The 11,370-nt window shown below is 41.6% G+C and carries 5 protein-coding genes; all 5 read left to right on the top strand.

Annotated elements, in window-relative coordinates; all coding sequences use genetic code 11:
• A partial coding sequence (locus WBA89_RS09030; RefSeq protein WP_424405776.1) for an NAD(P)-dependent oxidoreductase occupies window positions 1-1,060 on the top strand: 1,060 nt, incomplete at its 5' end.
• Between the two features lie 21 nt (window positions 1,061-1,081).
• A complete protein-coding gene (locus WBA89_RS09025) occupies window positions 1,082-1,801 on the top strand; it encodes a class I SAM-dependent DNA methyltransferase (RefSeq protein ID WP_424405774.1) in 720 nt (239 codons plus the stop codon).
• 110 nt (window positions 1,802-1,911) lie between these two features.
• Window positions 1,912-2,844, top strand: coding sequence for an isopenicillin N synthase family dioxygenase (locus WBA89_RS09020; RefSeq protein WP_424405772.1), 933 nt, complete (start codon window positions 1,912-1,914; stop codon window positions 2,842-2,844).
• A gap of 32 nt (window positions 2,845-2,876) precedes the next feature.
• The gene (locus WBA89_RS09015; RefSeq protein WP_424405770.1) at window positions 2,877-3,962 is read left to right on the top strand and encodes an alcohol dehydrogenase family protein; all 1,086 of its coding nucleotides are present in this window, start codon (window positions 2,877-2,879) and stop codon (window positions 3,960-3,962) included.
• 29 nt (window positions 3,963-3,991) lie between these two features.
• Window positions 3,992-11,368 (top strand): SDR family oxidoreductase, encoded by a 7,377-nt coding sequence (locus WBA89_RS09010; RefSeq protein WP_424405768.1) that lies wholly within the window; start codon window positions 3,992-3,994, stop codon window positions 11,366-11,368.
• The last annotated feature ends 2 nt before the right edge of the window (window positions 11,369-11,370 follow it).

The following is an 11,370-nucleotide window of genomic DNA, read 5'->3' as shown; positions in this document are numbered from 1 at the left end:
TGCTGTTGAGGGAATGGAATCGGGCCATATATGGATAGACACTTCAACAACCGATTACCATAATACCAAATATATAGCCAGTGTTGCCGCTGGAAAAGGGATTTTTAGCTTAGAAGCCCCAGTCAGTAATTTATCGCACATGGGAGTAGATTTTGCTAATGTTAGTTTTTATGTAGGAGGAGATCAAGCAGGATATGATATCGTTGAAGAAATTTTCAATACAATGGGGAAAATTTCATTTTATGTCGGCGATATTGGTGTCGCCCAAACCGTAAAATTACTGACTAATTTACTGTTTTATACAGCGATGGTAGTTCTGGGAGAAGTCTTGATCATTGCCAAAACAACAGGAATTCCCCTAGCATGGATGTGGGATTTTATTAAAGCATCCAAAGGTAACAGTTTTGTCACAGAGCAAGTCGCTCCATTTATATTTGATGGCAGTTACGACAGTTCTTGTACTTTAGAGATTACAGTCAAGGATACAGATTTAACAGTAAAATTAGCTGACGAACTCAACGTTCCTTTGCCATTAGGCAGAATAATTGAAGAAAGATATCGGCAAGCCGGAGTCAAATACAAGGCCCATGACAATCACGTCATCGTCACCCAATTAATTGAAGAAGAAAACAATCTGGATTTAAGACTCCCAGGGTTTGTTGCTCCCTCTAAATATGGAGCCAATCCCAATTATATCCGTCCAGAGGAATATGTAGAAGATAAATATGGGCGAATCAAACCTTGGCCATACCAACAAAATTATCAACCGCCGACAGCTAAGTTAAAAGAGAGTTTAACAGAGATCGCTCAATCTCTAACTGATTTTATGGCTTATGTTAATTATGTTAGCTTACAAGAAGCCTATATGTTAGGGGAAAAAATGGGATTACAAAAAAAACTCTTGAAAGAAGTGGTAAAATGGAGTTGTGGGACGAGTTGGGTTTTCGACAACGAGGACTCTTTCTCCCCCGATCGGAGTATTTTAAAGAAAATCAAAGCTTATCACTTCAGTGAAAAAGCTAGAATTGCAACAGTGGAAAAAATCTTATCAGTTTTGTAGGCAAAAAAAACGCGGAAAGGAATGATGAAACCCAACAACTTGCAAACTAAAAATTCAGCCAGTAAGGAAGCAATTCAAAAGGTTTTGCGTTTATCTTACGATCCTCAATCTCTACAAGATTATTACAACACATGGGCGGCAAAATACAACGATGATGTCTCAAAAGAACGCTATCAAGGGCCGGCATATATTGTTCAATATTTTTCCGCTCTTCACAGTCAAGAAATGGACCTAAACCCTAGAGCCTCAGATATAAAAATCCTAGATGCTGGATGTGGAACTGGTTTAGTGGGTATGGCCCTTCACCAAAAAGGTTATCGCAATATTGATGGATTCGACTTATCCCCAAAAATGGTTGAGGAAACTAGAAAGCTTAACGTCTACAACAACCTAATAGCAGGGTGTGACATGACGAAGAAAATACCGGCCTACAAAGATAACCAGTATGATGCTACTATCTGCTGCGGTGTTTTTACTACAGGTCACGTCCCGCCAAGTTCATTAAAAGAACTGATCAGGATTACTAGATCGGGAGGCTTAGTTGTGGTTAGTACCAGAAAGAGTTACTACGATACTAGCGATTTCCAAAGCACTTGCGTGAGCTTACAGCAGGAAAACACAGTCAAACTGGTTAGCTCAGTTATGGACTCTCCCTATCTTGAGGAAGAAAATGCTCATTACTGGGCTTTTGTTGTTGGCTATAGCGCTTCTCAATTAGATGAAGTCCAAATCATAAAATGATCTCAAAAGTGCCCCCAGATCCCCAGATCTCCCCTGCCGTGCGCGGGTGGGAGGGGGATTTAGGGGGATCGAGGAAATTAGGTACTTTTTCTCTTGATTAAAATGAACTTATGAACAGCCTACCCATCATATCTTTATCAAACTTGGATCGAGATTCCTCGAACGAAGGAGAAATCAATAAACTGTATCGTGCTTGCTACGAATATGGTTTTTTTTACTTAAATGAACACGGAATTTCCCAAGCTGCGGTAGATAACGCGATTAAGGTATCTAGAAAGTTTTTTGAATTGCCCGAAGCAGTGAAACTCAACTACCGACAAGAAATCCAGAAAGTTTACCCCAAAACCTCTAGGGGTTACATTCCTTTTTCTGGGGAATTTTTAAATCAAGAAACAGGATTTGATTCTAAAGAAGTTTTCGATTTAGGTTTAGAAAAGCCGCGATCGGAAAAACCGTTTACAGGTCCGACAATTATCCCTGACGAGACAGTTTCCCCTGGTTTTGCCACCACTCATTTTTACCTACAAAATGAAATAATGACCAAAGTTGTTCCTAAATTATTAAAAGCAATTGCTTTAGCTTTGGGATTAGAAAAAACCTGGTTTAATGAGTATTTTACAGAACCCATTTTAATTCAGCGAAGCATTTATTATCCGGCGGGTATAGGTAGGGCAGGCAAACATACTGATGGGGGAATTTTTACAGTTTTAATTCAAGAATACTTTTCCAATCCTTCTTTAAGAGTTTATGCCAAAGAAGCATGGATAGATGCTACCTGTATGAAAGATGCGTTTGTGATTAATTTAGGGGATATGTTACAATTCTGGACAAAAGGTTTATTTGTCAGCACGCCCCATGAAGTCATTCATAATACTTCAGCTAGCCGAATATCAATACCATTTTTTGTCTATCCCAATATTGATACAATAATTCAACCGTTTGGGACAGAGGAAAAAATTAGTTCTCAGGAAATGATGCTGAAAAACTTTGAATCGATTTGGGAAACTTATGAAGGCGCTGGTAGGGCTAAAGAATTAAAATAATTTTTGCAGATAACGAGTAGTGGAAAGCAAGCATGAAACAATTAATGAATGCCGTTATTCTCACCGGATATGGAGGGCTAGAAAAACTGGTCTATACGCAAGTCTCATTACCCACACTCCAGCCGGGAGAAGTCTTGATTAAAGTGGGAGCTTGTTCTGTCAATAACACAGATATAAATACTCGGACAGGATGGTATGGAGCCGATGAAGGTTTTCAAGAAATTCTCAAAAATACTAAACAAAATGACGATAAAAAATCTACAAGCTGGTCTCAGAGTGGCCTAGAATTCCCCAGAATTCAAGGTGCTGATATAGTGGGTAAAGTTGTAGAACTTGGAGATAATGTTAACCCAGAAATTCTCAATAAAAGGGTGATTGTCGATCCGTGGATTAGGAAAGAAAGACTGGAAAAATATCAATATGTTGGCAGTGAAGTGAATGGAGGTTTTGCCGAATATGTTGCTATTCCGGCAAGCAATGTTTACCCAATTAATTCATTGCTGTCAGATGTTGAGTTAGCCACTGTACCTTGTTCCTATTCTACGGCAGAAAATCTTTTGACAAAAGGCAGGGTTAATGCTAAAGATATTGTATTAATTATGGGAGCTTCTGGCGGTGTCGGGAGTTCTGCTGTTCAGTTAGCTAAAATTAGAGGGGCAACAGTTATTGCGATTGTTGGGCCTAATAAAGAGCATTTGGCTGAGGAATTAGGTGCAGATTACGTCTATTGTCGAGACGATCGCTTATTATCTAATTTGGCTCGACATCAGGTGACTGTTGGCGTTGATGTGGTGGGAGGCGAGTATTTTAATATTATATTCAAAACCCTGGGAGTTGGGGGAAGATATGTGACAGCCGGAGCGATCGCCTCTCCAATGGTTTCCTTTGATTTGCGGGATTTAATTTACAAAGATATAGAAGCGATCGGAGCCACCCGCTTTCAACCAGACGTGTTTCAGCGCTTGCTAAAATATATCGAACAAAGTCTGCTAAAACCCCGAGTGGCTAAAGTTTTTCCTCTTTCTCAAATCAAGGAAGCTCAAATCTTTTTTCAAAGCAAAAGTTTTTTTGGTAAAATTGTGATTGTGCCCGGTGAAGCCGCGATCGCCAACAGTTAAATTATGTTCGAGCCAAATTCAAACAAACAATGAATAATAGATCGAGCAGCTTACCCGAACTCTTTCAAATACAAGCACAAAAAACCCCAGAGCAAGTTGCTATTGTAGATCGGCGAAATTCACTGACCTATCAAGAACTAGATCGGTTAACAAATAATTTAGCAAGTTACCTTCAAAAACAAGGAGTTACTTCCAATCAACCTGTAGGCGTTTTCCTAGACAAATCTAGCGAATATATTATTGCCTGTCTAGCTATTTTGAAAGCGGGTGGAGCTTATATGCCACTAGAATTACAATATCCAGATGCTCTTATAGCCAAGACGATCGCCGATGCTAAACCTAGTTTAATTATTACCAAGGGCGAATATTCCCCAAGATTAAATAATCAACTTTCTCTAAATATTTTACCGATAGATGTAGAAACTAACTGGAATTTACCTCCTCTACAAACCCCAACATTTTCATCAATATCCCCTCAAGATATCGCTCATATCGTCTACACATCAGGGACTACAGGAGAACCGAAAGGCATATTGTTAAGCCATCAGGCACGTCTGGGTGGTGAGTTAAGACGAGACCGAATTAGTCTATGTAAATCCGGCGATCGCTTGGCCTATAACGTATTTTTTCAATGGGAAATATGGAGACCTTTAATTAGAGGGGCAACCTGCTACATTATGGCCGATGAAATTATTTGCAATCGCCAGCTCTTTTTAGATTTCATCGCTGAAAATCAAATTACAGAAATCACCGTATCTCCTTCCTTAATTCAAACTATACTTGACACAATTGAACCAAATTTATTTACCTCAAAATTAGCCAATTTAGAAGTTATTTGGTTGACGGGTGAAGCCGTCAACCAAAAACTCAAACATCAATTAATAGAAAGATTACCCTCTACTAGCCTCATCAATTACTACGGGCTAAGTGAATGTTTTACGATTGCTGTAGACGAGCTGCGAGATAGCGAAGATTTGCCATCAGGATTCTGCGTTGTCGGAACTCCCTTCCCAGAAGATGAAATCATTTTGTTATGTGAAAATCAACAGCAAGTTTCGCCAGGAAATCAGGGAGAAATGTATCTCCGTAGCCCCTATATGTTTGAAGAATATTTGCATAAACCTCATCTGACTGCTGAATGTTTTGTTAACATTAACGGCAAACGTTTTTTCCGGACGGGAGATTTAGCCGTTATTTTACCCAGTGGGAAACTGGAAATTAGGGGTCGCTGTAATTATTGGGTGAGTCTGCGGGGATATAATATTTCCCTAGCAGGAATTGAACACACTTTATTAGAACGCCCAGAAATCAAAAGCTGTGTAGTTATTCTTCCGGGAGAAGCAGAGGAAGACAAAAGACTGATCGCCTATTTCGTGCCTCAAAACCAAGCTAACAACCCTCAACAAATTGGGCAGCTCAAATCCAAATTACGCCATCACTTGCAAGATCGTTTACCCCCTTATATGCTCCCGGCGGCGTTTGTGGTACTCGATAAAATTCCGCTGACACCGATGGGTAAATTAGACCGCCGCCAACTACCAGTTCCAGATAAGTTTCGCCCAGAACTAGCGGTACCCTTAGTCAAATCCCAATCTGACACCCAGAAACTGATTGCTCAGATTTGGCAAAACTTGCTTCAGTTAGAGGAGATAGGAATTTATGACAATTTCTTTGATTTGGGTGGTAATTCCTTACTGCTAATCCGGGTTCACAAAGAATTGAGCAACATCGTTGAAACCGATCTACCCATCACCGCATTATTTCAATACCCCACCCTATTTACTCTCGCTCAACACTTGGAACAACAGCAGACAGGAAAACCCGCCGTTAAGCATCATCAGCTCAAAAGTAAACGCACTCAACATCCCTGTGATATCGCTATTATTGGGATGTCTTGTCGGTTTCCTGGGGCCAACAATATTGATGCTTTCTGGAACAATTTGCGAGACGGAGTAGAATCAATAACCTTCTTTAGCGATGAAGAAATCGAGCTAAAAAACTCAAATTGGGTCGAGCATCCTAACTATGTGAAAGCAAGTCCGATTTTGCCAGATATTGACTTGTTTGATGCCCAATTCTTCGGCTACAGCGATAAAGAAGCGGAACTAATAGACCCCCAACAGCGATTTTTCCTTGAATGTGCCTGGGAAGCTCTCGAAAGTGCTGGCTACAATCCAGAAAATTACCAGGGTTTGGTGGGAGTTTATGGAGGTTCTAGTCCTAGTACCTATCTGATTAACAACGTATCTCCTAGCTTAGGATTTTCTGCCGATCGCCCTTTGCTTACCCATTGTTTATTCAGGGGTGCTAGCGATATCTATGCCGATCTGGGCAATGGGGGAGATTATTTACCCATGCGTGTCTCCTACAAATTGAACTTAACCGGACCGAGTATTAATGTTCAAACTGCCTGTTCGACTTCACTGGTTGCGGTTCATTTAGCTTGTCAAAGTTTACGCAATGGTGAATCTGACTTAGCTCTAGCCGGAGGCGTTTCTATATTCGTTCCCCACAAAAGCGGCTATCTCTACCAAGAAGGAATGATGTTATCTCCCGATGGTCACTGTCGGGCTTTTGACGCTCGATCTCAAGGCACTTTATTTGGCAGTGGAGTCGGAATAGTTGTTTTGAAACGGTTAGATGAAGCGATCGCTTCTGGAGACAATATTTATGCGGTCATCAAAGGGTCAGCAATTAACAATGATGGGGCAGCAAAAGTCAGTTACACAGCTCCTAGCGTAGACGGACAGATAGCCGCCATTTCTGAAGCCTTGGCTGTGGCTGAAATTGATGCCAGGACAGTTAGTTATGTAGAGGCTCACGGTACAGGAACACCTCTAGGAGACCCAGTGGAAATTGCTGCTTTAACAACAGCATTTCGACAAAGTACGAGCAGTCAGGATCGTAATTTTTGTGCAATTGGCTCCGTCAAAACTAATATCGGGCATTTAGATGTGACCGCAGGTGTAGCAGGTCTGATCAAGACCGTATTGGCCCTGCACAATCAAGCCATACCACCGAGCTTGCACTTTCAACAACCGAATCCCAATATTGACTTCCCCAATACTCCCTTTTATGTCAACACAGTGCTTAGAGAGTGGCAAACAAATGGAACACCTCGCCGTGCTGGAGTCAGTTCTTTTGGTATGGGCGGAACTAATGCCCATGTTGTGCTAGAAGCAGCCCCGATTCAAGTCAAAAACGCAGAATTTTTAGAGCGTCCATTGCATTTATTAACGCTATCAGCAAAAACGGAAAAAGCGCTGGCAGAATTAGTCAGTAGTTATCACAATTATCTCGAAACTCATCCAGAAGCTGAAATTGCCGATATCTGTTTCACTGCTAATACTGGACGCCAGCACTTTAGCCATCGTTTGGCAGTGATTGCTGGCTCTACCAAGGAACTTCTGGAACAGTTGAAAACCTGGGTCAAGCCTCGGGCTGTCAATGATAGTCAGGAAACCCCAAAAATTGATTCTATCAAAGCAGCTTCTCCGAAGAAAATTGCCTTTCTCTTTACTGGACAAGGTTCTCAGTATGTGAACATGGGTCGTCAACTCTACGAAACTCAACCCATTTTCCGCAAACACTTAGAAACCTGCGATCGCCTCCTCCGTTCTTACCTAGATGTCCCTCTATTAGAGGTTCTGTATCCCGACTTATTTAACCAGAAACTAGAAACAGAATCAGCCTCACTCATCGACCAAACAGCCTATACTCAACCTGCCATCTTTGCGATCGAATATGCTCTAGCTCAATTGTGGAAATCCTGGGGGATAGAACCCGATGTAGTGATCGGTCATAGCATTGGGGAATATGTGGCTGCTTGTGTTGCTGGTATCTTGAGTTTAGAAGACGGACTGAAACTCATTTCTCAACGAGGCAAATTGATGCAATCTTTACCGCAAGATGGAGAGATGGTATCGGTATTGCTTTCAGAAGCAGAAGCGATCGCAGCGATTCAACAATATAGCCCGGACGTTTCCATTGCCGCGATTAATAGCCCCCAAAGTATTGTCATTTCTGGAAAGCGATCGGCAATTAACGCAATTTCTACCCACCTAGAAGCTAAGGGAATCAAAACCAAAAAATTAACCGTTTCCCACGCTTTTCACTCGCCATTGATGGAACCTATATTAGCAGAATTTGAACGGGTTTTGCAACAGGTAAAATTTAACTTACCCCAGATAAAACTCGTCAGCAATCTTACAGGAAAACTGGCAACAGAAGAGATAGCCACGAGCGAATATTGGTGTCTTCACCTTCGACAACCTGTAAGATTTATGGCGAGTATGGAATATTTGAAACAGCAAGGTATAGATGTCTTAGTAGAGATTGGAGCTCAACCAATTTTATTGGGAATGGGTCGTCAATGTCTCCTTGATCGTCAAGGCTTATGGCTACCCAGTTTGCGCCAAGGACAACAAGATTGGCAACAAATATTAAACAGTTTGGCAGAACTCTACCGACAGGGTGTTCCAGTAGATTGGCTCGGTTTTGATCGAGATTTTCAACGTCATCGCATTCCCTTACCCACTTATCCTTTTCAACGACAACGTTATTGGGTATGTCCGGGAGATGAGTCAATGAGAATACCTGTGCCTTCAACATCCCCAGGAGCGATCGCCCCAAAAGATATTGCCAAAAGCAAGCCATTGCGATCGGGCAAAAAGCCGGATATTGCTGATTGGTTTTACATTCCATCTTGGAAACGCTCTATTCCCCCCAATTATCAACCAGGTAAAAATATTATCGAGTCTAACACTCTAGTCTTTATCGATGAGTGCGAATTGAGAGAAGAACTAGCAAAATTATTAGAAATCCAGGGTAGTGAAGTGGTTAAAGTCGGTCGCAGTTCGGAGTTTACCAAACACAGCGATCGCCTTTATACGATTAATCCTACCCAAGCCGATGACTACCATACCCTACTCAAAGAACTGAAAGCACTCAATCAATCCCCCACTAGAATTATTCATCTGTGGAGCGTCACCCCAACAACTACACAAACAGAAATAGGAATAGAAACTTTTGCCGCCTTCCAGGATATAGGTTTATACAGCCTGATTTTTCTGGCGCAAGCATTGGATAAACTGAATTTTATCAATCCACTTCAACTAACCGTTGTCTCCAACAATATGCAGGATGTGAACTCGGAGGAAATATTATCTCCTGAGAAAGCAACTTTGCTAGCAGCTTGTAAAGTCATTGGTCAAGAATACCCCAATATAAACTGTCGCAGTATTGATTTCGTTCTTCCCCTACCAGAAAAGCAGCAGCTTCGGAAAATCCTAGCCCAACTCTTGGCAGAAATATCAGCAGAGTCCGAAGATTTAACCGTCGCTTACCGGGGTCAACATCGTTGGGTGCAAATTTTTGAACCTGTAAGATTAGAAAAACCTCAAGCAGAGGCATTACCCTTAAAAGCAGGAGGAGTTTATCTGATTGTCGGTGGGATGGGAGCAATTGGAACCGAGATAGCAGAATACTTAGCTTATAAGGTACGTGCCAAACTAATCTTAACCGGACGTTCCGTATTTCCCGATCGCAATGATTGGTCTCAATGGCTGGCTAACCACGATACAGAAGATAAGATTAGTCGCAAAATCCAGAAATTGCAAGCAATGGAAGCGATGGGAGCCGAAGTTCTCGTGCTGAGTGCTGATGTAGCTAATCAGCAACAAATGGAGGAGGCGATCGCTCGATCCGAAACTCGCTTTGGCCAAATCAATGGAGTCATCCATAGTGTTTTGGTTACGGGAGACAAGTCGATCGCACAAATCCGTAGAATTGATTGCGAACGTCACTTCCAGGGAAAAGTAAAAGGAACGATAGTCTTATCAAAAGTTTTGCAAAACAAACACCTTGACTTTTGTTTATTAATATCCTCTATAGCATCAGTGTTAGGAGGTCTAGATGAAGTTGCTTACTCAGCCGCTAATTTATTTATCGATGCCTTCGTTCGCCAGCACAACAAAACCCATTCCATTCCCTGGCTGAGTGTGAACTGGGAAGAAATGAACCTCGCTCATTATCGAATTGGAGCAACGGTGGCAGAATTTGTCATAACCCCAGAAGATGGTATTCAAGCCTTTGAGAGGATTTTATCCACTCAGGAACTTAGTCAAATAATTCTCTCCAGTGGAGATTTACAAGTTCGCATCGAGCAATGGGTCAAACTAAAATCTGTCAAACAAAAAAATAACTCCAATCAACAAGTCTCATCTCCGCCGATTGAATTGCGTCAGCAATTAAAGACGCTTCCGATCGCAGAGAGTCAAGCTCTTTTGGTGGCCCACGTTCACATAGAGATCGCTAAGGTACTGGGGATTAGCTCGCCCGAACAAATAGAGTGGGAACAAAACTTGATGGATTTGGGATTAGACTCTTTGATGTCTATTGAGTTGAGAAACTCTCTGCAATTGAGTCTGGGTTTTTCTTTGCCTTCTACTTTGTTCTTTGAGTATCCAACTTTAGCCGCAATTATTAGTTATTTGCAGGGGGAAGTTCTTGCCTTTGAGGACTCAGCCAGTTTAACCGCAGCGTCGGTCAAACCTGACCGAGTTGGAGATGACTCCTATCGTTCTACATTAGTTCCTATTCAACCTAATGGTTCCAAACCTCCCTTATTCTTTGTTCCTGGAGTCTTTGGCAACATCTTTGATATCTATCCCTTGGCACGACACTTAGATCCAGAACAACCAGTTTATGGTTTGCGATCGCTCGGTTTAGATGAGGGCGAAAAACCATTAACCAGAATAGCAGACATAGCAGCCCATCACATCAAAGCCTTACAAACCGTTCAAGATCGGGGGCCATACTTTTTGGGCGGTCATTCTTTCGGAGGGAAAGTCGCTTTTGAGATAGCTCAACAGTTACAAAAACAGGGACAGAAGGTATCTTTACTGGCTATTATAGATTGTTTGGGGACAAATCCTGAAAAATATCAAGATTTTTCTGAGTGGGACAATACAAAACTCATTGTGGATCTGAGTCGCTTTTATGAAGGTTCTTTAGGACAGGAGTTAAATTTGTCTGGTGAGACACTTCAATCTCTTCCAGAAGAGAGTCGGTTAGATTATTTTCTAGAAAGATTAAGAATAGCTGGACTGAATTTAAGCCCAGGTGAGATCGAACGAATTTTTCAAGTTTACAAAGCTAATATTCAAGCCGATGTTGACTATGTACCACAGGAAAATTACCCAACTTCAATTACTTTCTTCCGAGCTCTGGAAACGGGTTTATTTGAGGCTACTCTCGGCGAAGCAAAAATACTGGACGACTCAACTTGGGGCTGGAGTAAAATTTCTGCAAAACCTGTTATAATTCACAAAGTTGCAGGTAACCATTTCACAATGCTGCGAGAACCACACGTTCAATTTCTAGCTGAAAAGCTTACAACTTCATAAAC

The organism is Microcoleus sp. (assembly GCF_049646505.1).
In the GTDB taxonomy this organism is placed as follows: domain Bacteria; phylum Cyanobacteriota; class Cyanobacteriia; order Cyanobacteriales; family Microcoleaceae; genus Microcoleus.
Note: the sequence above shows the minus strand (reverse complement) of the source record. Positions and strands in the feature narration are given on the sequence as shown.